19 protein-coding genes are annotated in these 21,821 nt (G+C 59.5%); 11 read left to right on the forward strand and 8 right to left on the reverse strand.

The features are described from left to right. Positions 1-5: 5 nt before the first annotated feature. The 4 genes from hydA to NQ050_RS00765 all read right to left on the reverse strand — a co-directional run bounded on the left by hydA (position 6) and on the right by NQ050_RS00765 (position 5,278). Positions 6-1,427: a dihydropyrimidinase gene (gene hydA, locus NQ050_RS00750; protein ID WP_257037325.1), complete on the reverse strand. Its 1,422-nt coding sequence runs from the start codon at positions 1,425-1,427 to the stop codon at positions 6-8. 164 nt (positions 1,428-1,591) lie between these two features. Further along, the gene (locus NQ050_RS00755) at positions 1,592-3,085 is read right to left on the reverse strand and encodes an NCS1 family nucleobase:cation symporter-1 (RefSeq protein ID WP_257037326.1); all 1,494 of its coding nucleotides are present in this window, start codon (positions 3,083-3,085) and stop codon (positions 1,592-1,594) included. A 30-nt stretch (positions 3,086-3,115) separates the two neighbouring features. Continuing rightward, complete coding sequence (locus tag NQ050_RS00760; RefSeq protein WP_257037327.1) at positions 3,116-4,396, reverse strand: M20 family metallo-hydrolase; 1,281 nt, start codon at positions 4,394-4,396, stop codon at positions 3,116-3,118. A 234-nt stretch (positions 4,397-4,630) separates the two neighbouring features. Beyond that, positions 4,631-5,278, reverse strand: a complete 648-nt coding sequence (locus tag NQ050_RS00765) for a hypothetical protein (protein ID WP_257037328.1) — start codon at positions 5,276-5,278, stop codon at positions 4,631-4,633. Between the two features lie 105 nt (positions 5,279-5,383). Between NQ050_RS00765 and NQ050_RS00770 the strand changes: the two genes are divergently transcribed. The 7 genes from NQ050_RS00770 (at position 5,384) to NQ050_RS00800 (ending at position 14,018) form a co-directional block, all read left to right on the forward strand. Beyond that, complete coding sequence (locus NQ050_RS00770; protein ID WP_257037329.1) at positions 5,384-5,932, forward strand: TetR family transcriptional regulator; 549 nt, start codon at positions 5,384-5,386, stop codon at positions 5,930-5,932. A gap of 19 nt (positions 5,933-5,951) precedes the next feature. Then, the gene (gene glgX / locus NQ050_RS00775) at positions 5,952-8,204 is read left to right on the forward strand and encodes a glycogen debranching protein GlgX (protein ID WP_257037330.1); all 2,253 of its coding nucleotides are present in this window, start codon (positions 5,952-5,954) and stop codon (positions 8,202-8,204) included. A 46-nt stretch (positions 8,205-8,250) separates the two neighbouring features. Continuing rightward, positions 8,251-9,606, forward strand: coding sequence for an exonuclease domain-containing protein (locus tag NQ050_RS00780; protein ID WP_257037331.1), 1,356 nt, complete (start codon positions 8,251-8,253; stop codon positions 9,604-9,606). Between the two features lie 103 nt (positions 9,607-9,709). Beyond that, positions 9,710-10,309: a hypothetical protein gene (locus NQ050_RS00785; protein ID WP_257037332.1), complete on the forward strand. Its 600-nt coding sequence runs from the start codon at positions 9,710-9,712 to the stop codon at positions 10,307-10,309. A 10-nt stretch (positions 10,310-10,319) separates the two neighbouring features. Next, on the forward strand, positions 10,320-12,770 hold the full coding sequence (treY, locus tag NQ050_RS00790) for a malto-oligosyltrehalose synthase (RefSeq protein WP_257037333.1): 2,451 nt from the start codon (positions 10,320-10,322) through the stop codon (positions 12,768-12,770). A 32-nt stretch (positions 12,771-12,802) separates the two neighbouring features. Beyond that, positions 12,803-13,819 carry a GTP pyrophosphokinase family protein gene (locus NQ050_RS00795; RefSeq protein ID WP_257037334.1) on the forward strand — a complete coding sequence of 339 codons (1,017 nt, stop codon included), beginning with the start codon at positions 12,803-12,805 and terminating at the stop codon, positions 13,817-13,819. Positions 13,820-13,877: 58 nt separating this feature from the next. After that, on the forward strand, positions 13,878-14,018 hold the full coding sequence (locus NQ050_RS00800; protein ID WP_257037335.1) for a hypothetical protein: 141 nt from the start codon (positions 13,878-13,880) through the stop codon (positions 14,016-14,018). An 11-nt stretch (positions 14,019-14,029) separates the two neighbouring features. Here the strand turns inward: NQ050_RS00800 and NQ050_RS00805 are convergent, their stop codons facing one another. Genes NQ050_RS00805 through NQ050_RS00815 form a run of 3 tightly spaced genes read right to left on the reverse strand, consistent with a single transcriptional unit; the run spans position 14,030 to position 15,280 of the window. Further along, the gene (locus NQ050_RS00805) at positions 14,030-14,419 is read right to left on the reverse strand and encodes an RNA-binding S4 domain-containing protein (RefSeq protein WP_257037336.1); all 390 of its coding nucleotides are present in this window, start codon (positions 14,417-14,419) and stop codon (positions 14,030-14,032) included. Then, positions 14,406-14,639 (reverse strand): hypothetical protein, encoded by a 234-nt coding sequence (locus NQ050_RS00810; protein WP_257037337.1) that lies wholly within the window; start codon positions 14,637-14,639, stop codon positions 14,406-14,408. Before NQ050_RS00810 ends, NQ050_RS00805 begins: the two co-directional genes overlap by 14 nt. Positions 14,640-14,644: 5 nt before the next feature. Then, positions 14,645-15,280, reverse strand: coding sequence for a YigZ family protein (locus tag NQ050_RS00815; protein ID WP_257037338.1), 636 nt, complete (start codon positions 15,278-15,280; stop codon positions 14,645-14,647). A 36-nt stretch (positions 15,281-15,316) separates the two neighbouring features. On the opposite strand from NQ050_RS00815, the gene treZ reads away from it, so the two are divergent. The 3 genes from treZ to NQ050_RS00830 all read left to right on the forward strand — a co-directional run bounded on the left by treZ (position 15,317) and on the right by NQ050_RS00830 (position 18,444). Next, complete coding sequence (gene treZ, locus NQ050_RS00820) at positions 15,317-17,026, forward strand: malto-oligosyltrehalose trehalohydrolase (RefSeq protein WP_257037339.1); 1,710 nt, start codon at positions 15,317-15,319, stop codon at positions 17,024-17,026. Positions 17,027-17,245: 219 nt separating this feature from the next. Next, the gene (locus tag NQ050_RS00825) at positions 17,246-17,956 is read left to right on the forward strand and encodes a hypothetical protein (RefSeq protein ID WP_257037340.1); all 711 of its coding nucleotides are present in this window, start codon (positions 17,246-17,248) and stop codon (positions 17,954-17,956) included. Beyond that, complete coding sequence (locus tag NQ050_RS00830) at positions 17,887-18,444, forward strand: HNH endonuclease signature motif containing protein (RefSeq protein ID WP_257037341.1); 558 nt, start codon at positions 17,887-17,889, stop codon at positions 18,442-18,444. Before NQ050_RS00825 ends, NQ050_RS00830 begins: the two co-directional genes overlap by 70 nt. Positions 18,445-18,446: 2 nt before the next feature. Here the strand turns inward: NQ050_RS00830 and ilvA are convergent, their stop codons facing one another. Further along, positions 18,447-19,712, reverse strand: coding sequence for a threonine ammonia-lyase IlvA (gene ilvA, locus NQ050_RS00835; protein WP_257037342.1), 1,266 nt, complete (start codon positions 19,710-19,712; stop codon positions 18,447-18,449). 399 nt (positions 19,713-20,111) lie between these two features. Here ilvA and NQ050_RS00840 point away from each other — a divergent pair, with 399 nt between their 5' ends. Further along, on the forward strand, positions 20,112-21,818 hold the full coding sequence (locus NQ050_RS00840) for a SpaA isopeptide-forming pilin-related protein (protein ID WP_257037343.1): 1,707 nt from the start codon (positions 20,112-20,114) through the stop codon (positions 21,816-21,818). Positions 21,819-21,821: the final 3 nt, after the last annotated feature.

The following is a 21,821-nucleotide window of genomic DNA, read 5'->3' on the forward strand; positions in this document are numbered from 1 at the left end:
TGGTGTTAGGTCAGGTATTGGCACGCGTCACGTTTGATGAACTTTCCATGCCCCTTGGTGCCCAGGTATTCGTTGTTGTCAATCACAACTCGGCCTCGAGACATCACGGTGTCTACATGCCCATCGATCTCATAGCCTTCCCACGCGGAGTGATCCATATTCATGTGGTGGGTCTTGTTCAATCCGATGGAGGTGTGTCCGTTGGGGTCGTACACCACGATGTCGGCATCCGCGCCAGGGGCGATCACACCCTTTTGGCCGTACATTCCGAACATTCGGGCTGGAGTGGTCGACGTGATTTCCACCCAGCGCTCAAGGGTGATTTCTCCATTGACGACGCCCTGGTACATGAGGTCCATGCGGTGCTCCACCGAGCCAATGCCGTTGGGGATTTTGGAGAAGTCACCAATGCCCATTTCCTTTTGACCCTTGAAGCAGAATGGACAGTGATCCGTGGCAACCATCTGGATGTCATTGGTGCGCAGGGCCTGCCACATGTGTTCTTGGTGGTGTTCGTGCTTGGATCGAAGCGGCGTGGAACATACCCACTTGGCGCCTTCAAAGCCTGGTGCACCGAGCTGGTCCTCCAGGGAGAGGTAAAGGTACTGAGGGCAGGTTTCACCGAACACGTTTTGACCGTTGTCCCTCGCAGCCGCCAATTGGGTAACCGCTTGCTTTGCGGATACGTGGACCACATAGAGAGGGGCATTGGTGAGGTTTGCCAGCATAATTGCCCTGTGGGTAGCTTCCTCTTCCATTTGCCATGCTCGCGCTACTCCGTGGTAGTAAGGGTCGGTCTTGCCTTGCGCGAGGAGTTCCTCTACCATCGCGTCGATTGCCGGCCCATTTTCACAGTGCATCATGGAAAGCAATCCAGTGTCCGCGGCCTTGCGCATCGCCTTGTAAATCTGCGCGTCGTCGGAATAGAAAACCCCTGGATATGCCATGAAGAGTTTGAAGCTGGAAACACCTTCATCCATGAGGCCCCCCATGGCTTCCAGGGAGTCTTGATTGACTTCACCGATGATCTGATGGAACCCGTAGTCGATGGCGCATTCGCCGCGAGCCTTGTCATGCCACGCTGCGAGGCCATCCATCACCCTTTCGCCGTGCTTTTGCACCGCAAAGTCCACGATTGTTGTGGTTCCACCCCACGCTGCGGCCCGCGTTCCGGTTTCAAACGTATCGGAGGCTTCGGTGCCACCGAATGGCATTTGCATATGAGTATGCGCATCAATACCACCGGGGATGACATATTTCCCTGTTGCATCAATTCGCTTGTCTACATTTTCCTGAAGAGCCTCACCAAAGGTTTTTGCACCCGGCGCGAGCACGGCAACAATTTTTTCATCTTCAACCAATACATCAGCCAAGCCTTTTCCAGTGGCGCTGACAACGGTGCCACCATGAATGAGTGTTGTTCCCATGACATCCTCCTTAAAGTTTTGTGAGGTATTTTTTGCTGTTTGGAGAAACTTTTATGGCTTAGATAACCGGATATCCCCGAACGTCATCAAGCAAAAATGTGTTCGCTATCACATTGCGGTGTGGACATATTGTCAACACCTTTTCATAAGGTTCATCGCCCATTTCAGGACCGCCGAGCGATCCCGACGTACACCAATCCGCCGAGAAACACACCGATTGGCCAACTGAATTGCGCGAGCACTCCAAACGCCGGAGCCAACGCGATCACAAGACAGATTCCGCCAGAAATTAAGAAAGCCGTAACCGCCCGGAAGTTGATACCGCCCGAGTAGTGGTATTTGCCATCCCACCTGGAAGAATACAAATCTGCCACCTTAATTTTGCCCCGCTTGAGCAGGTAGTAGTCCGCCATAATGATTCCGAAAAGCGGACCAATCAAAGCACCAACTCCACCCAAAAAGACGTTGATGATAACCGGAGATTCATACAGCCGCCACGGCATCACCGCAAGGGCCAGCACTGCCGTAATCAGCCCGCCAATTTTGAAGGAAATCACCGACGGACGCAGATGGGTGAAGTCAAAGGCCGCGGAAACGAAGTTGCAGATGATATTGACACCCACTTGAGCTACGGCCACCGCAATTGTTGCGATCAGAAGCAAAGAAACGGAGTCGAGATCACCAAGCAACAGGATCGGGTCCGTGACCACTTCCCCATACACTTCTGCAGACGCCACGCCAATGATCACGGAGACAACCGCGAATGCAACGCCATTGACCAACAACCCCAACGCGTTCCCCTTCCGGACTGCGGAGGTGGAAACGGAGAGGCGGGTGAAGTCGGAGAAGTTCAGCATCGGACCGGCCATGTAGGCAAGCGTGAGGCTTGCAACGCCCAATACCGCAACCAGGGAAGCAGCTCCGGTGAGTTGGGTTTGGTCGATCGTGTAATTCCAGTTGATCTGCCAGTCGGCTCGTGCCAACGTCCACACCGCGAGTGCGATCATCGCTACCCAAATGGTTGGCCCTGCGAAGTCAGAGAGCTTCCGCACAGTTTCCATACCTCGGTACAGCACGAACAATTGAGCGCTCCACAGCCCAAGGAGACAAATCCAGCTCAAGGTGGACAGTCCCAGGATGGAGTTGTTGTTGAGTGTTGCCGCCCCCGGAGCGAGCTTAAGAACGAGCACCATGATGGCGTGGGAGGCCAGGTAGGTTTGGATGCCGTACCAGCACACCGCCACAATCGCCCTCAGTAGCGCTGGGAGGTTTGCACCGTGGACGCCGAAGGTGATTCGGGCGAACACGGGGAACGGGACGCCAACTTTCTGGCCTGCCACGCCCATGAGATTGGAAGCTCCCCACATGGCAACCATGCCAAGGACCATGCCGAGCAATGCTTGCCAAGCGCTGAGCCCGATGGCCATAAACCCCACCGCCATCGCGTAACCACCCAGGGAGTGCCATGCGCTCATCCACCAGTTGAACAGCGAGCCTGCGGTCCACTGCCCTTCCCCGGTCCTCGGGGCGATGTCATGGTTGTAGAGCTGCTTGTTACTCGTGTGTTCCGAGCTCAGCACAACTACGTGCCCGTGTTGGTCAAATTCACCGGTTTCTACAATTTTCGTGTGATTCGACACCAAGTCCTGTGCGGTCATCACAGCTCCTTTCGCTTTCAAACCCCCGCTTTACCCCGCCGCCTCAACGTCCTTCAGCACCCCGGTGACCATCTCTTTCGCGATCTCGGTGAGTACGTCCACGCCGGAGAGCATGTCTTCGTCTGAGGTGAATTCGCGCTCACAGTGGGAGATGCCGCCTTCGGAGGGGATAAACACCATGACGGATGGAACAATGCGGTTCATCACGATTGAGTCGTGGCCTGCCATGGTGCGCATTCGTTGCACGCTCACCCCGAGGTTGGCACTCGCTTTTTCGGTGAGCTCAATGCCTGCTTCTGGGTAGTGCTGGATGTCGCGGATGTCGAAGTCCTGAGCATCAATGGTGAGGTTGCGCCGCTGTGCGATTTCTTGGATCTGTTCTTTGAGCACGTCACGGGCTTCCTCCACGTCTGCCTGGAGGTTCGCGCGCAGATCGATCACCAGGTCTACCTGGCGCGGCACCACGATCGGGGAGTTGGGCAGCACGTCGAATTTGCCCACTGAGGTCACAATTTGCTCTTGGTCAAAGCGCTCAACCACGGCTTCGGCGGCGAGCACGATTTCCGCGGCTGCGGTGAGGGCGTCGTGGCGGTCCGCCATGATGGTCGCCCCGGTGTGGGATTGTTCGCCGCATACTTTCACCACGAGCTTTTGGGTGTACCAGCTTTGGTCCACGGCGCCGATGGTGACACCGTCGCGCTCCAGGATGCGGCCCTGTTCAATGTGCAGTTCGGCGTAGGAGGCGATCTCCGGCGGGGTGTCGCTGCCCAGATAGCCGATGTCGCTGAGTGCTTCGCGCACGCTGATGCCCTTGGGATCGGTGGAATCAAGGGTCTTTTCGGCATCCCAGAATCCAGCAAACACGTTGGAGCCCATCAGCGAGGGCACAAATCGCGCGCCTTCCTCGTTGAACCAGTCCACAACCGTGATATTGAACTCAGGGGTCACTTCACCTTGCTCAACAAGCGTCTTCACACGCGCCGCTGCATAGAGCGCCGCAATCACGCCGTAGGTGCCGTCGAATCGGCCTCCGAGAGGCTGGGAGTCCAGGTGCGAGCCGACGTACACGTGTTTTGCCCCCGGCACGAATTCCAGGGAGGCAAACACGTTGCCAATCTTGTCCACGCGCACTTCGAAGCCGAGTTCTTTCGCGCGAGCCACGTACCAATCACGCACCGCGCCGTGTTCTTTCGTGCCGGCTTGGCGGTCAATACCTCCGGCAGGGGTGGCGCCGTATTGGGATGTGTGGTGGAAGTCCTTCAGAAACGCTTCTGGTGTTGCTACGTCCCCAGATACAAAGTGTGTACTCAACGAGGTTTCCTCCTTGGATTCGGTCCGCTGGCTGCGGAGATTCACAACCTGGAAGAAACGTTATTCCCGCTCAGCACCCTGCCCTAGATCCAATGTGTCCACTTTCCACCCCACCTGCAAACACATTGCAATCTATAGGTGAATAGAATTGCAAACGCGCAGCACACACCCGGCAAACGCGCAACAAAAAGACCCCAAGCATCAATCGCTTGGGGCCGCTCCAATGCACACTGCCTACTGGCAGAACTTCCAACGCCCGTCTTCACGCAGGAAGCGCAAAGTGGTTGTGGTGGGGGTGCCGTTTTGGTCAGAGGTGACGAGTGCGGAGGCGGTATCCCCGTTCACGCGGATGTCCTCCACGGCGGTGACGGTGCCGCGGCGGGCCAACACTTCAGCCTCAATTTGTGGGGTAAGCCCTGGCAGGTTGGTCACGGCTTCATAGCCGCCGTTTGCCTCAATGAGGGCAGCGCAGGCGTTGTTTGGCACGTAGAGGATGAAGTCGCGCGCGTTGTTGACGTTGTTGGAGCTACGCACCAGGGCATCGATGGCCTGGGCGTCTTCGGCGGATGCCTGTGGCCCGTCCACTGCAGCCATGGGTGCCACGCCGAGTTCGTTGAGCAGGGCGTCACCAGCGGCTTGTGCGGCTGGATCCACTGGGGCTGCTCCTGGTGCGGGAGCGGCTTCAGCGTTGGATTCCTCAGCGTCTGGCTGCTGTGTGGTGGTCTCCGCCGCAGTGTTCGCAGTGGCGGCAGTGGTGCTTTCCACCACCGTTGTGGTGGCGGTGGTTGAACTTGCCGCGGTTTCCTCATCGTTTCCGCAGGCTGCGAGGCCCAGGGTCAGTGCGGTCGCGGTGCACAGTGCGCCGATTTTGGTCAAATTCACTTCTTGATCACTTCCAAAAGTTTGGTTCTAGGCCAGAGTTTCTCTTGCACTCTAACCAGATTAATCGGCTCACGGCCATGGAGCGTTTCAACTACCATATTTTAGGTGCAGCTCACCAAAGAAAGCATTATCGCGGCAAGCCTTGAGATTTTAAGTGAATACGGGCTGGCAGACATGACCATGCGCAGGCTCGCCGCCCACCTCAACGTTGCCCCTGGGGCGATGTATTGGCACTTCAGAAACAAGCAGGCGCTGATCGATGCCACGGCTCGGGCCGTGCTGCAGCCGCTTTTCGACGCGCCCACCGCCACACTCGCGCAGGCATGCATGCGGCTGCGGGAGGCTATGTTTTCCTACCGCGATGGGGCGGAGCTGCTGAGCGCCGCGCTCGCGAACCCCGCGCTGCGGGCGGAGATGGAGGCGGTGCTGGCCGCGTCGGCAAGCTCCGATGGACTCCCCCGCCCTGATCTTGCGGCGGCGACCTTGCTTTCTTTCGTGCTCGGGGCCTCGATGATGGATCAGGCGGCGCTGCAGCAGGCAGAGCTTCAGGAAATCACAGTTGCGGGCACAGGTGACACAATCCGCACTCTCGGTAAGGATTCTGATAATTTCACAGACGGTTTACACGCCGTAATAGCAGGTATGAGCAACTGAACCGGTAAGGTACCCATTCATGAATGAACCCGTAGTTTCTCAGGCACCTGAGGCGCCAAAGCGCCGCGTGTGGCCCGGCCATGCCTACCCACTTGGCTCGTCCTACGACGGCGCGGGCACGAACTTCGCCATCTTCTCGGACGTTGCCGAAAAGGTGGAACTGTGCCTGATCGATGAAGACGGTAAAGAAGAACGGATCAACCTAGAAGAGGTAGATGCCCACATTTGGCACGCCTACCTTCCTGCAGTCACCCCAGGCCAGCGCTATGGCTACCGTGTCCACGGCCCATACGACCCCGCAAACGGCAAGCGGTGCGACCCGAACAAGCTGCTCGTGGACCCCTACGCCCGCGCCTTCACCGGCGAGTTCGACGGCCACCCTTCGCTGTTTAGCTACGACATCACCAACCCGGATGATCCAAATGCCCGCAACACCGAGGACTCTCTGGATCACACCATGAAGTCCGTGGTGGTCAACCCCTTCTTCGACTGGGGTTCTGACCGCGCGCCAAAGACCCCGTACCACGAAACGGTGATCTACGAGGCACACGTGAAGGGCATGACCATGACTCACCCGGATGTTCCGGAGGAGCTGCGTGGCACCTACGCCGGCTTGGCACACCCAGCGATCATTGGTTACCTCAAGGACCTTGGCGTGACCGCCATCGAGCTGATGCCGGTACACCAGTTCCTCCAAGACGATCGTCTGCGTGACCTCGGCCTGCGTAATTACTGGGGCTACAACACCTTTGGCTTCTTCGCTCCACAGCACGATTACGCCGCCACCAAGACCGCAGGTGGTGCGGTAAGCGAGTTCAAGGGCATGGTCCGCGCTTTCCACGAGGCCGGCATTGAGGTCATCCTGGATGTGGTCTACAACCACACCGCCGAGGGCAACCACCTGGGCCCAACGATCGCCTTCCGTGGCATCGACAACGAGGCCTACTACCGCCTGGTGGACGGCGACAAGCGCCACTACATGGACTACACCGGCACCGGTAACTCCCTCAACGTGCGCGACCCCCACCCACTGCAGATGATCATGGATTCCCTGCGCTACTGGGTGACCGAGATGCACGTGGACGGATTCCGCTTTGACCTGGCCTCCACCCTGGCGCGCGAACTCCACGATGTGGATAAGCTGGCAACCTTCTTTGACTTGGTGCAGCAGGACCCCGTGGTGTCCCAGGTGAAGCTCATCGCCGAGCCTTGGGATGTGGGCGAGGGCGGCTACCAGGTAGGCAACTTCCCACCGCTGTGGACCGAGTGGAACGGCAAGTACCGCGACACCGTGCGTGACTTCTGGCGCGGCGAACCAGCGACGCTTGGCGAATTCGCCTCCCGCATCACCGGTTCCTCTGACCTGTATGCGAACAACGGCCGCCGCCCGACCGCTTCGATCAACTTTGTGACCGCTCACGATGGCTTCACCCTCAACGACCTGGTGAGCTACAACGAGAAGCACAACGACGCCAACGGCGAGGGCAACCGCGATGGCGAAAGCCACAACCGCTCGTGGAACTGCGGCGTGGAAGGACCCACGGACGACCCTGAGATCCTGGAGCTGCGCGCCCGTCAGCGCCGCAACTTCCTCACCACTTTGCTGCTTTCCCAGGGCACCCCGATGATCGCCCACGGCGATGAAATCGCACGTACCCAGGGCGGCAATAATAACGTGTACTGCCAGGACAATGAGATCGCCTGGGTGGATTGGGAGCTGCTGGAAAAGAACAGTGATCTGCACGAGTTCACCCGCCGCCTCATCCGCATTCGCGCGAACCACCCGGTGTTCCGCCGCCGCCGCTTCCTCGCTGGCGGCCCCCTGGGTGAGGACGTGCGTGACCGCGACATTGCGTGGCTGACGCCATCCGGGCGCCCCATGACCCAGGATGACTGGGGTTTCCACATGGCCAAGTCCGTGATGGTGTACCTCAACGGCCAGGCGATCGGCGAACCGGATTCCCGCGGCCAGCGCGTGGAGGATGATTCTTGGCTGATCATCTTCAATGCCCACTACGAGGAGATCAACTTCTCCCTGCCAGGCGCACAGTTTGGCCAGTCGTGGAAGCTGATCGTGGACACCGGCGAGGCCACCGGCTACCCCGCCGAACCCGTCACCCTGGATGCTGAGGCCACCCTCACCGTTCCGGGCCGTGCCACCATGTTGCTGCGCCAGGTCGGTTTGCCGCTCTACAGCAATGATGCTGAGCAGCCAGCGAAGGAAGGGACGTTGGAATCCGCAGACGACTACGCTGACAAGGGGATCGGCTAAACTCGCTGTCCCAACTGGTCTTTTGCTGCAAAGGAGTGTGTCCCCCGTGACTGAAGCGCGCATCGAGGCATTTCGAGGCACGATCGAAGTTGACCCCCGAACCCTGCGATTCAACCCGAGCACACTCGCCGCAGCCCTCGGCCAACAGGCCTTCAGCACGCCGATCTCCAGCATCACCTCCGCCACCATCAGCAATTTGGCCACGCGTACCACTGGTGGTGCGGTTGTGCTGGAGCTTGCCGACGACGCCAGCGCCCGCAGCCACTCCATGCTCTTCGCGCCCAACCAGGCCCAGGCCCAGCAGGATCTAGTGGATGCGGTCGCCGCCGCACGCCGCGGCGAGCTTCCGGTGATCGCCACCCGCGCGGTTGCTGGCCTGGACTTTGTGGCGGTAGATGTGGAAACCGCAAACGGGGACTGGGGTTCTATCTGCCAAATCGGCGCCACGCTGGTGCGCGACGGCGACGTACTTGAGACCGTAGCCTGGCTGTGCCAGCCCCCAGCCCCAATCGCCAACTTCGATGCGGAAAATGTTGCCATCCACGGCATCACCGCCGAAGACGTCCAAGACGCCATGCCTTTTGCCATGGCGCAGGAAAAATTGGTGGATTTCATCGGAGACCTCCCGGTGGTGGCGCACAACGCCCAATTTGATATGACCGCCCTCTTTCGCGCCTCGGAGGCCGCCGGCATCAACGTCCCCACCTTGGATTTCTCCTGCTCACTTGCCCTTTCGCGGCACGCCGACCTGAAGGTGGAAAGTCACCGCTTGCCGGTTGTGGCCCAGTACTTTGGCGTAGACCTAACCAAACACCATGACGCAGGTGCGGACGCCGAGGCCTGCGCAGGTATCATCATCGGCCTTGCGCAGCGGGTAATTGAGCAACAAACGCTTTCCACGCCGGTCAGCCTGCGCGAGCTCACCGAGCACTTCGGCATGACCTTAGGGAACCTGGACGCGAAGCGGGTCTACCCTGTGCTCGCAAAGTTGTCCTCGCAGCGCTCAGCCACCCCAGCCACCTCAGCCACCTCAGCCACCTCAGCCTCGCCAGCACCCGCTCAGGCACGGGCGAGGGCTCGCTGGGCCAAAGCCGCCACCCCGGAGGTCATTCCAGAACCAAATCTGGACGCGGACCCCACCGGCGTGCTGTTTGGCCAGAATGTCACCCTCTCCGGCGACTTCGCCCCATTTGAAAAAGGCGAGCTGTGGAACGCACTCGCTGCTCGCGGAGCCCAGGTGGGTAAGAACGTCACCAAAAAGACCACAATTTTGGCCTCCGGTCCGTGGGAAACGAAGACATCCAAGCTCAAGCGCGCCGAGGAGCTCATTGCCAAGGGGCAGCAGATCGAGATCTGGTCTGCTCAGCAGCTCTTCGAACACCTCGAACTCTCCCCTGAATGAGGGTATCCCCTCGCTGCTTGTTCCCGCGCTGGGAACCGCACCACCTCCGTCGGGAGTCTAAGGTAGGTGTTGAGTTAACGGGGCACGCTTGAAGGGGGATACCTTGGCACTTGAATCACAGGACTTGCAGCTTGAGATCGTGGCATTGCGAAACACGCAGGCTTTGACGCTGGTTGGGGAGGATTTCGGCGCCGGCTATGCGCAGGTGGCACTGGCGCGGGGACTTTGTACGCGCTTTCGTTTCCACGGGCACACGCTCACGCACACAGACATTGCCCAGATGGGGCTGACTCCGCTCAAGGCGTGGAACTTGGCTGCGGCGCAGGCGCAGCAGCGGGCACGGACGTCCCTGGGCATCCAGGTGCACCGCCGCCCGGCCACGGCACTGGATCCGGTGTTGGTGGGTGGGCTGCAGTTGCGCATCCCGGGAACGTCGATGAGCACCTGGCTCGCGCACCCGGAGACGCTGCAGTTCCTCAACAATTACGCCATGGGGCTGCTCGAACAGCCGCCAGTGTTCCTGCTGCCGCAGCAAAACGTGCTGGTAGCGATGCCCAAAGAGCGAGCGCACGCGGCAGGCCAGTGGATCGCTGAACGTGCTCGCACGGGATTGGGCGCGGCGGTGCCAGGGGTGTTGCAGGAGCGCGACGGTTTCCCGGCGTTCTACAGTGCGGAATCTCCGAGGTGTGCCGCTTCCGTTTAAGGTAGTGTGCATGACTCGCATTTCCTCCACCTATCGTTTGCAGTTGCGCGGCCCGCAGGCGGATCCGCAGGGACGCAGCTTTGGGTTCGCAGATGCCCTGGCGTTGCTGGATTATCTGCAGGATCTGGGGATCTCACACCTGTACCTCTCCCCGATTCTCAAGGCAACCAGCGGTTCTGCGCACTGTTACGACGTGGTAGACCCCACCGAAATCAATCCCGAGCTCGGTGGTGAGGAAGGTTTCCGGGAGCTCGCCCTTGCCGCCAAGAAGGCCGGCATGGGCATCATTATTGATATCGTCCCCAACCACGTTGGCGTAGCCTCACCCGAGCAAAACCCCTGGTGGTGGGACGTGCTGAAGCACGGCAAGGCTTCCCAGTACGCGCACTATTTTGACATCGACTTTGCCAAAGACAACGGCGCCGGCGGCAAGATCGGACTGCCGGTACTCGGTGCGGAGGGCGACGAGCACAAGATCACCTTTGCCACCCTGGATGCGTCCGTACCTACCGCACCGGGGCTCGTCGGCGAGCAAGTCCTCGCTTACTTTGACCACTTCTACCCCATCGCCCCCGGCACCCTGGTCCCTGATGATCCGGTAGCCACCTACCACAAGCAGGCGTACAAGCTGTGCTACTGGAAGTCCGGAGTGATCAGTTACCGGCGCTTCTTCTCCGTGAATGACCTCGCGGGCATCCGCCAGGAGGATCCGGAGGTGTTTTCTCATAGCCATGAGGTGATCCGCCGCCTGGCCGAGGAGGACCTCATCGATGGAGTCCGCGTGGATCACCCCGATGGCCTAGCCAAGCCCTTTGAATACCTCGAGCGGCTGCGCGATCTCATTGGCCCCGACCGGCTGCTCCTCGTGGAGAAGATCCTTGGCGTGGCCGAGCCCCTCGACCCCCGCCTTCGCGTGGATGGCACCACCGGCTATGACTCGCTGCGGGAGTTCGACGGCGTGTTCGTTAATCGCGCTGCAGAAGACAACCTCAGCATGCTCGCACTCAAGCAAACAGGCTCCACTTGGGATGCGCAGGCACTGCATGCCACCGAACAACTGCTCAAAGCCGACGTCGCCAGGTATGAACTCGCCGCGGAGGTTCGCAGACTTGCCCGGGCTGTCCGCCGGGATAACTTCTCCACCGCCGGCGCCGCGGTGGACGAGGCCGAGCTGATTGAAACCATCATCGACCTGGTGGCGGAGATGCCCGTGTACCGCGCCGACTACGAGTCCCTCTCTCGGCTTACCGCCTCCGTGGTGGCGGACCTCTCCCACCGCTACCCATCCAAGCGTCGGGCGCTCGACCTCATCACCGCGGCCATGCTCACCGGCGGTGAGGCCACAGTCCGCCTTGCCCAGGTGTGTGGCGCCGTAATGGCCAAGGGTGTGGAGGACACCACCTTCTACCGCGCCAGCCGCCTCGTTGCCCTGCAGGAGGTTGGCGGCGCACCGGGGCGCTTTGGTGTGTCCGCGGCGGAGTTCCACCTGCTCCAGGACGAGCGTTCCCGCCTCTGGCCGCGCGCAATGACCACGTTGAGTACCCATGACACCAAGCGCGACGAGGATGTGCGCGCCCGGATCATCGCGCTGACCATCGAACCCCACATTTTCGCGGAATTGGTGCACAAGGTCCACGCCCTGGTACCCGCCCCAGACGGCAACACAGGGCACTTCTTGCTGCAAAACCTCCTTGGCATTTGGCCAACCGAGGCCGAGGGCATCACCCCAGCGCTGCTGGAGCGGGCAACTGAATACGCAATTAAGGCTGTGCGTGAGGCCGGGGTACATACCGAGTGGACTGCCCCTAATCAGGCTTTTGAGCAGGCTGTCACGGACTGGGTGGCTGCTATTTTGGGTGGCCCTGCCCAGCCAATGATCACCGAGTTCGTGGCCACTATTGAGAAGCGAACCGAACCCATCCGTTTGGGCCGCAAGCTGCTGCAGTTGCTGGCCCCCGGAATCCCGGACACCTACCAGGGCACCGAGCTGCTGAGTGATTCCCTGGTGGACCCGGACAACCGCCGTTTTGTGGACTTCACCATGCGCAGGCAGTTCATGCAGCGCCTGGACGAACAGAGGGTTCCGGACCCCGTCCAGGAGCCGGACCTGGCGAAGCTGCACGTCACCCGCGAGGCATTACGGGTGCGCGCCGATCTGCCGGAGACCTTTGATACGGGCGACTACGAAGCCGTGTTCGCCCAAGGCCCCGCGGAGGTAAACTGCATTGGCTTTGCCCGCGGTCCCAAGGGCTCCCGCCGCACCGCGCGCCACGAGGTGATCGCTTTTGCCATCCGCCGCAGCTTTGACTGGCAGGACGCCTCTCAGTGGGCGGGCACCACGTTGACGTTGCCCCACGGCGCGTGGCGCGACCGCCTCACCGGCAACGTTTACTCTGGTGAGGCACAAGTTGCCGAGCTTTTTGCCACCTACCCGTGTGTGCTGCTCCAGCACATCCACTAGCACACCAACTAGCTTTTCGCAGGTCCCCTACAATGTCCAATGCCACCAATCTTTCCGCGCTGCACAACACCTACCGCGATTTCAACACCGCGCATCCTCGGGCTGCCGCGGAGTTTCGCGATGCCATGGAGGATGTGCTGCTGGATGCGGGCCTGACCTATGACCGCGTTTCCGCCCGCGTGAAGAGCTGGAGTTCCCTCAAGGCCAAGGCAAAGAAGCGTAATGCGCAGGGTGAGTTAGCCTACCCCGACCCCTGGCGGGACATCCACGACATCATCGGCGTGCGCATCACCACCTTCCATTCCACGGAAATCCCCCAGGTCAAGGAGGTCCTCGCGGACAACTTTGTGGTGCTGCGCAGCGTGGACAAAGCCGCCCAAACCCGTATTTCGGGGTCCTTCGGCTATGGCTCGCACCACCTCATCCTCGCCGCCGACGAACGCACCCCCAGCCTAGCGAGTTACCAGGGCCTGCAATTCGAGGTCCAAATTCGCACCGTCCTCCAGCACGCCTGGGCAGAATTCGAGCACGACATCCGCTACAAGCGCCGCGGCCCCCTCGATCCCCAAGTCGACCGCGCCTTCACCCTCGCCGCGGGGCTCATCGAACTCGCCGACCAACAATTCGACCAGATCGCGGCCGTCCATGAGCCTGCCGACGCTGCCCAGGGTCTCGCGGTGCCCGAGCTCGGCTCGGCGGGTGCGGACATCACGCTCACCGCGGCTACCTTGCCCGGTGTCATCACCATGCTCACTGGAAACCGCTTCCCGCAGTCGCGAAGCGAGCACTACGGCTGGCTGGAGGAGATTCTCAATGCGAATGGCATCACCACCGCCGGCCAGCTCCGCGAGCTCCTCAATGAGGCCGATATTGCCGCGGTGTCCGGGGCGCTGAAGTACCAGTTCACCCCTGGCCATGTGCGCATTATCGACGATCTGCTGCTTCACCGTTTCCGCGAGCTGCACATTGAACGCACCGGTAACACAGGCAAACGGCCGAAGCTCCGGGCGGACCGCCTTGCCCAGCGTTTACAGCAGCTACGCGGCTAGAGCTGATTTTTGGTTAGACTCGTGGTCGCATCTTCCCCTTTGTTTAAGGAGTGTTTTCATGAACTTGTCCGCAAGTCTCGTTGAGCTGTCCCCTCAGGTAGCCGACTTCATCCACGTCTGGGCACTGAGCATCGCAGACTTCTTCCGCCAATTCGGGATCAACTTCCCACCGGCATCCTGGGGAACCTTCTCTATCTAACTCTATCTAACCTAAGAACGCTGCTTGCCTTGGAGTTTATCCAGCTCGCGGCGTTCTTTTTTGGTCGGCCGCCCCGCCCCACGGTCACGCCTGGGCATCGAGAGCAGGATTTCTTTCGGCGGTGGTGGCGGCGAATGGTCCACGTAGCAGGTGCGCGCAATCGCCGCGCCTACGCGCTTGCGGATGGTGTGGACAACTTCCACCACGTATTCGCGGTGGTCCACCCACACCCGCACCCGATCCCCCGGCACCACTTGCTGGGAGGGTTTCACCGGCTCCCCGTTGAGCTTGACGTGACCCGCCTTGCAGGCGTCCGAGGCTGCAGAGCGGGTCTTCATCAACCGAACCGCCCACACCCAGGCATCGATGCGAACGGGTGCCTGAGAATCAGTATTGGTCACGGTGGTTCACGATCTTTTGTACCTTTGACCAGTTGTAGCCGCCGCCCACCACAGCGATCACGAGGCCAATCACTAGCCAGCTCCAGGAGGTAGCGAGCACCGCCAGGGCTGCTCCACCTACTACGCCAACAGCAACGGAACCTACTGCTCGCTTGGAGTATTTGCGCACTGCTTGCTTGCGCAATTCGATTGGATTGTGGGGGCGGGGTTGCAAAGTCATAGCTCCTATCCTATAGCGAATGTATGCCCTGCCTCCTTGAGTACACCACCGCCCTTGGTCAGGGAGGCAACGAGGTCCTGCAGCATCGCCTTTTGCTCCGGCTCCGTGGGCACCGCCAGAGTGATCTGCACCCTCGCGCCGTACGTCACCTCTTGCACCGTTACGCCGCGTGCGCGCAGCTCGGCTTCAATCCTGCCGGCGTCGGCATGCCCCAGTGAAAGCTCAAAGAGGCTGAGCCTGCGGCGCGTGACGGTGCGTACTTGGGCGAGGCAGTCGGAGACCACATTCGAGTAGGCGTGCACCAGTCCCCCGGCTCCGAGCTTGGTGCCGCCGAAGTAGCGCACGACCACCGCGACGATGTCTTGGAGGCCGCTGCCGCGGAGGACATCGAGCATGGGTTGGCCGGCGGTGCCGGAGGGTTCGCCGTCGTCGCTGGAACGCTCCATCGGGTTGGCCCCGTCTTGGTGGATGATGAACGCGCTGCAGTGATGGCGTGCGTCGGGGTATCGTCCGCGGAGAGCTTGGACGAAGTTGCGTGCGTCCTGCTCGCTGCTGGCCTGGGTGATGAAGCAGAGGAATCGCGAGCGCTTGATCTCGTGTTCAATAAAGAACTCGGTGTTCGCTTCCGGACGGCTATACATGAGGCCCCATCTTAATTCGCGCTACCCTGGGAACCTATGAGTTCGCCCACCGTGCAAGACCAACTTTCCCAAAACTCTCTGCGCCACGAGGTCTACAGCGTGTGGTCACCCGCCGCAACCTCGGCGTTTGTGTATGTGGAGGGCGAGGACCCGCTGGAGTTGCAACCAGGCCAGGGTGGTTGGTGGATAAGCGATCGCGCACCTGTTGTGGGCGAACGCTACCGCTACTCTACCGATCTCACCACGAAGCCTTTTCCTGACCCCCGCAGTCGCTTCCAGCCTGAGGGCATCCATGGGCCTTCGGAAGTCGTTGACCGTACGCCGGTGGCTTTGGGTGAGTACCGCGGCGCGCCGCTTGCGGGACAAATCATTTACGAGCTTCATGTGGGGACGTTTACTCCTTCCGGGACGTTCCAGGGGGTGATCGACCGCCTGGATTACCTCATCGACCTTGGGATTACTGCCATTGAGTTGATGCCAGTGAATCCTTTTGGAGGCGCACGAAACTGGGGGTACGACGGCGTGGACTGGATGGCGGTACACGCCGAATACGGCGGCCCCAGCGGCCTGAAAGCGCTGGTAGCTGCCGCCCACGAACGTGGAATCGCGGTCATCCTGGATGTGGTGTTCAACCACTTTGGGCCTGACGGCAACTACGCCGGGGCTTTTGGCCCCTACACCCAGGCGGGCAACACCGGGTGGGGCGATGTGGTGAATATGTCCAACGAGCACAGCGATGAAGTTCGCGCCCTCATTTTGGATGCCTGCCACCAATGGTTTTCTGAGTTTGGCATTGACGGCCTGCGCCTGGATGCCATCCACGCTTTTGATGACCGCGGCGCCACCTCGATCATCGAGCAGATCCGTGCGGTTGCTTCGGAGGTTGAGCAGGAAACCGGGGTGCCCCGCTATGTGATTGTTGAGTCTGACCTCAATGACCCGGCAGTGATGACGCAGCGAAAAGCCGATGCACAATGGGTTGACGACATCCACCACAGCCTGCACGCGCTGACCTCCGGGGAGCGGCAAGGATACTACTTGGACTATGCGGAGGCGGGCGTCCAAGGCTTGGCAAAGAGCCTGGCCGGCATGTACTTCTTTGACGGAAATTACTCCACCTTCCGCCGCAGGCACCATGGGCGGCCCATCACGGTCGGGGCTGATTCTGCTATTGAGCCTTGGCAGGGCGTCACCTACACCACCACCCATGACCAGACGGGCAATCGCGCGCTTGGCGATAGACCCTCTCAATACCTGGATGAACCACTGCTGAAATTGCGAGCCGCCACCGTGCTCTGCTCCCCTTACACTCCCATGCTGTTCCAGGGGGAAGAATACGCAGCTAAAACGCCATTTCCCTTCTTCTGCTCGCATGAGTCTCCGGAGCTGAACCGCCTCACCTCCGAGGGGCGCAGGCGGGAATTCGCAGACCACGGCTGGGACACCACCAACACCCCGGATCCCGCAGCATACGAAACGTTTGCCTCGGCCAAACTCCAACCGGAACGAAACGCGATTTTTGCCGAGTATCAACGGCTGATCGCCTTGCGCAAGCGCCTCGGCTTCGCGCGAACGACGTACCCAGAATTCCGGGTAACCTGCGGTGATTCCCACTCCCCCTGGCTGATTATGGAGCATCCGGGAGCGTGGTTCGTCGGTAATTTCAGCCCTCTTCCACTTTCTGTAGAAGTTGCAGGCAGCACGGTAGCACTTCCTGCCTGGGGCTACGAGGTTTTGGAGAAGTAGGCGGCTAGATCTGTGGGGGCGGGGGTAATTTTTGCCATTTTCCTTTACCCCCCTTCCCAATACGTTGGGCATGAGCTAAGATTAGAACAAAGATTCGGGGGGCGCAAGAGGGAGTCAGCCCGAAATGAGAAACTACCTTAGGGGGGAACATTGGAAACCCAAGATATACCGCTCGCAAAGGCTTACGCCCTAGCAGCCTCGGACGATCCCTTGTCCACTATGCAAAGAACCGTTAACAAGCTGCAGTTTGAGGCCTACCTCCAATGGTCCGAGGGGCTGGAAGACTGTGACCTCGGTGCGCTCGCGGTCACCATGGCCACCCGCACGGGCGAAACGGAGTACACCACAGGCATGAACCTTTTCGCTGCGCACGAGCTCCAGAAGCTGCCGAACATACTTGCGTTTCAGCGGCAAACATGGGTTCTCGATCTGAAGCGCCTGAGGGCAATCATTCAGGCAATTGAAGGCATGCCGGAGGAGTTTTACCCGGCCTTTGAAAAGGAGTTCATGAAGTTCCTTGAGCCAAAATCCCCAGCCCAAGCCCTGCCTAGCGCAGCACGCTTTGGCGGCCTTGCCCGCCGCATCCGGCAGGATTTGGACCCCATCCCATTCCCAATGCGCAAGGACTCGGAAAAGGTGGATTGCCACTCGAACGAGGACCCAAATGGCCTCGACCACTGGGAGGCCTTGCTCTCCAAGTCCAGGAGCAAGGTGCTCGCCAAGACCCTGGGGCCATTTCAAAGAAATACAACTGCTCCAAAGCAGAAGCCATTGAACGGCTGTGCTTGGACAAAGCAGACGTCAAAGTGCACCTCCACCTCTACGAGCCCAAACCAACCGAAAACGGCAGGGGCGACCTGGTGGAGTGTGAAGGTGAAACTTACCCCACCGGCCACCTGGGCAACCTCCTGGCTCTCGCCGAAGAAGTAGTAGAAGGCGAGCCGCTTCCGGCCCGCAGCAGCTACGAATTCTCCGATCGTCAAAAGGAGCGCATCAAGGGCCGCGACGGTGTATGCCGCTTCCCTGGCTGCAGCCGCCGCGCCACCCGCGTGGACATCGACCACGTGGTTCCCTTCAGCCAAGGTGGGCCAACGCATGAAAGCAATGCTCAATGCCTCTGCAGAACACACCACATCATGAAGACGCGGAGAATCGTCTCCTGCGAAATCATGCCGGATACCTACGCTGTGAAGTGGATACTTCCAGACGGCACGATCGTGTTCACCCACCCCGAAGGACCCCTCGCACCTGAACTGCGGAATAGCATCTACACGCTCCGGGATCTTAAGGCGAAGTTCGTGGAGAGGGACCAGGAACTAAGGGAAGCAGCAAAACGGCAGGCCGCACGCGAAGCCGCCGAATACGCGGAATACGCCGAACGGCTCGCCGAAATGGAAAAGGAGCCCATCCCCTTCTAGCTCTAGCTCACAAGGAAGTTGTACTCTGCGGTGCCAGGCTCCAAGCGACGGCAATCAATGCGCGATGCATCCATCCGCTCAAGCAGGCCATCCAAGTCTGTGGCGCGGCCAAGTTGCAAACCTACCAAGGCGGTACCAGTTTCCCGGTTGTTGCGCTTGAGGTACTCGAACAAAGTGATGTCATCATCAGGGCCCAAGATCTCGTTGAGGAACGTCCTCAACTGACCAGGTTCCTGAGGGAAATTCACCAAGAAGTAGTGCTTCAGGCCGCGGTGTACAAGGGATCGCTCCATGATCTCCGCATACCGCAGCACGTCATTGTTGCCGCCGGAAATGATGCACACCACCACGGCACCTGCAGGGAGATTCAGTTCCCTGAGGCCCGCCACGGAAAGCGCCCCCGCAGGCTCGGCGATGATGCCCTCGTTCTGATAGAGGTCGATCATCTCCGTGGCAACCGCACCCTCAGAAACGGTCATCGCGTGAATCCGTCCCTTGTTCGCCTCAATGATCTCAAAATTCAAGTCACCAATACGCTTCACCGCAGCGCCATCCACAAAAGGATCAACACTTTGCAAGGTCACAGGCTCATTCGCCTCCAGGGCAGCCTCCAAAGAAGGAGCACCGGCTGGCTCCACGCCAATCACCGGCGTGCGCGGCGTCATATCCGCAAAATAGCTCACGATACCGGAGATGAGCCCGCCGCCGCCAACGGGAACCACAATGGCATCGATCGACTTGCCAATCGCCGTGAGCTGCGAAAGTACCTCAGCAGCCACCGTGCCCTGCCCAATCACCGTGTTCCGGTTATCAAAAGGCTCCACCATGGTCGCGCCAGTCTCTGCGGCATAAGCCCGGGCAGCGTCGGCCGCCTCATCAAAGTTGGCTCCAGTGACCACCAGCTCAACCAGCTCACCGCCATGCACCATGATGCGGTCGCGCTTCTGCTTCGGGGTGGCCGCAGGCACATAGATGCGACCCTTGATACCCATCGTGCGGCATGCGAATGCAACTCCCTGGGCATGATTGCCTGCCGACGCAGCCACGATCCCAGCCCCTCGCTGTTCCTCGCTGAGTTGCGCAATCGCGTTCATGGCTCCGCGGATCTTGTAGGAACGCACATCCTGCAGATCCTCGCGCTTCAGGTACACCTCGGTGCCGGTCAACTGACTCAGCCGCGGGCAGTACTGCAGCGGGGTGGGCGAAATGCTCGCGGAGATTCGAGCCTGAGCGAGTTGGATGTCGGCGGCATGAACGGTCACTGTCATGGTTTGCAAGCTTACTCCCCTAAGCGTTCAGGAACGGATTCCTGGCGCAGCTGCAAATGAAAACGACGATCCCAATCACCTCTTAAGCAACTCTTAGCCAATTCCCACATTCGCAACAATCCAAAGGGCCTCTCAGATTCCCGCCCGTTTTAGAAGATCTGCAGCAAGGCCCAACTTGAACCTACGGCCCCAGCAAAATCCGCAACGCCGTTCAGAAAAATTGAATTCTTTTCTCCCCCTACAGTAAGCTGGCAAGTTACGGCAGTGTTCCCATCGGCGCACCTTAGAGGTTTGCGCCACAACACTCGCAGGCAAGTGGTTCCGTAACCGCCCAAGGTTTAACGGAATCGCCACCTGAAAGCGAATCTTCACTACATCAATGGATACTTAGAGAGTCCTATGCATAAGAAACTTGCAAACTCAGTTCTGGCAACCATGCTGTTCGCCGGAACCGGCCTCATGGCACTCAACGCGCCAGCTCAAAGTGCATTCGCGCAGACCAACACTGACAGCATTGTCTGCGCGGCAGAGGTCAGCGTCGGTGACAAGCTGGCCAACGTCAATCTCAAATCAAACCTATACGGGTATGACTTCAACACTGGCACGATGGGCGAGTTGGATCCTGCAACTGCAGCGATCAACGAATACTCCTACGTCAAGCAAGATCTTTCGGCCAGGTTGAACAATGACGGCACCCTCAAGGCTGGCGACTACTTTGTGTATCAACTCCCACAGGCTGCCCGCTTGGGCGGCTACGTGACGGCGCGTTCCGTGGTTGTACCTAACTTGTACGCCACCGATGAAAACGGCAATGAAGAGCTGTTTGCAGTCGCTGAGTACAACTACGAAACCAACACCATCACCTACCGCTTGACCTCCTTCATCGAGGGTAAGAGCTGGGTGGATTTTGAAATCTCCGATGCCTACTTGGTAAAGCCGGACGTGGTGACCAACAACGGCCCGCATGAATTCATTTCTTCCATTGGGTCCACCACTCACACCGCAAAATACAACGTTGACTTCTCCGGAAATAAGGACAACGTTTACCAAAACAACACCTTTAGCCTGCGCTCCACCGTCTTGGGTCTCGATCAACCAACCAAGACCTACGAGCAGGTTGTGTACTTGAACCCTAAGGGCACCGCTATTAAGGCTGGTTCCACCGCTTCCTACTTCACTCGTGACGGCCTCACCCCGCTGACCAACCCAGACAAAGTTCGTATCTACGAAGTTCCCGATACCTACACCATGCCGGATTCTGCCGCCGTGGACGTGTCCCAGTTGACCGACGTCACCAAATCCTTCAATCCGGTTACTGGTGAAGGCACTGTAAACTTCACCTTCCCAGAGGACACCACAAAGCGGTACGTCTTCTACATCACAAATGAATACAAATCCGAGATGGTTACCGACGCAAACGGCAACCAAATTGAGAATGTTGCCGAACTTGTTTCCGGCATTTCTGTAGACAACGCGGGCGATAACGCTCCCAACCACGCCGCGACTTCTCGTCTCATGGCGCAGCAGTTGGAAGTTACCGGTCAGGCGGGCCCAGCATTGCCTGCTTCCTACTGTGACCGCCCTCGAACCATCACCATCAAGAAGTCCAGCAGCAGCACGAGCGCCCCACTCGCAGGCGCAACCTTCACCGTAACCAACGCTGAAGGTGTAGTGGTTGCCACCGTCACCACCGATGAAACGGGCACTGCAGTGACAGAAGAGCTCCCGCTTGGTGAATACCAGGTGCAAGAGGTTACGGCTCCTGAGGGTTACATCCTGAATGGAACCACGCAGACCGTCATCTTGGAAAGGACTTCCAATGCCACTGTCGAGTTTGGAATGGCAAACGATCCGGTTCCTACGCCACTGATTGTCATTCCAGTGCCGGTGCCTAGCGGAAACAATACCCCGTCTCCGGCGGCTACCACTCCGGTTACCCCTGCAACCACGGTTGCCCAGCCTCAGAAGGCGGCACAAGCTTCTCAAGCTGAAGGCAAGCGCCTCGCCAACACTGGTGTATCAGTTGGTGCGATTGCGCTTCTGGCCGCACTGCTCGTTGGTTCGGGTGTTGCACTGACCATCGTCCGCAAGCGGGTAAGCGAATAATTT

This window comes from Corynebacterium sp. 122RC1 (assembly GCF_024580955.1).
GTDB classification, from domain to species: domain Bacteria; phylum Actinomycetota; class Actinomycetes; order Mycobacteriales; family Mycobacteriaceae; genus Corynebacterium; species Corynebacterium kozikiae.

Bases quoted from the DNA above. Each gene is read 5' to 3' on its own strand.
- NQ050_RS00825 (WP_257037340.1), top strand. From the start codon at position 17,246: ATGCAAAGAACCGTTAACAAGCTGCAGTTTGAGGCCTACCTCCAATGG.
- NQ050_RS00840 (WP_257037343.1), top strand. From the start codon at position 20,112: ATGCATAAGAAACTTGCAAACTCAGTTCTGGCAACCATGCTGTTCGCC.
- glgX (WP_257037330.1), top strand. From the start codon at position 5,952: ATGAATGAACCCGTAGTTTCTCAGGCACCTGAGGCGCCAAAGCGCCGC.
- treY (WP_257037333.1), top strand. From the start codon at position 10,320: ATGACTCGCATTTCCTCCACCTATCGTTTGCAGTTGCGCGGCCCGCAG.
- NQ050_RS00795 (WP_257037334.1), top strand. From the start codon at position 12,803: ATGTCCAATGCCACCAATCTTTCCGCGCTGCACAACACCTACCGCGAT.
- ilvA (WP_257037342.1), bottom strand. From the start codon at position 19,712: ATGACAGTGACCGTTCATGCCGCCGACATCCAACTCGCTCAGGCTCGA.
- treZ (WP_257037339.1), top strand. From the start codon at position 15,317: ATGAGTTCGCCCACCGTGCAAGACCAACTTTCCCAAAACTCTCTGCGC.
- hydA (WP_257037325.1), bottom strand. From the start codon at position 1,427: ATGGGAACAACACTCATTCATGGTGGCACCGTTGTCAGCGCCACTGGA.
- NQ050_RS00800 (WP_257037335.1), top strand. From the start codon at position 13,878: ATGAACTTGTCCGCAAGTCTCGTTGAGCTGTCCCCTCAGGTAGCCGAC.
- NQ050_RS00755 (WP_257037326.1), bottom strand. From the start codon at position 3,085: ATGACCGCACAGGACTTGGTGTCGAATCACACGAAAATTGTAGAAACC.
- NQ050_RS00810 (WP_257037337.1), bottom strand. From the start codon at position 14,639: ATGACTTTGCAACCCCGCCCCCACAATCCAATCGAATTGCGCAAGCAA.
- NQ050_RS00815 (WP_257037338.1), bottom strand. From the start codon at position 15,280: ATGTATAGCCGTCCGGAAGCGAACACCGAGTTCTTTATTGAACACGAG.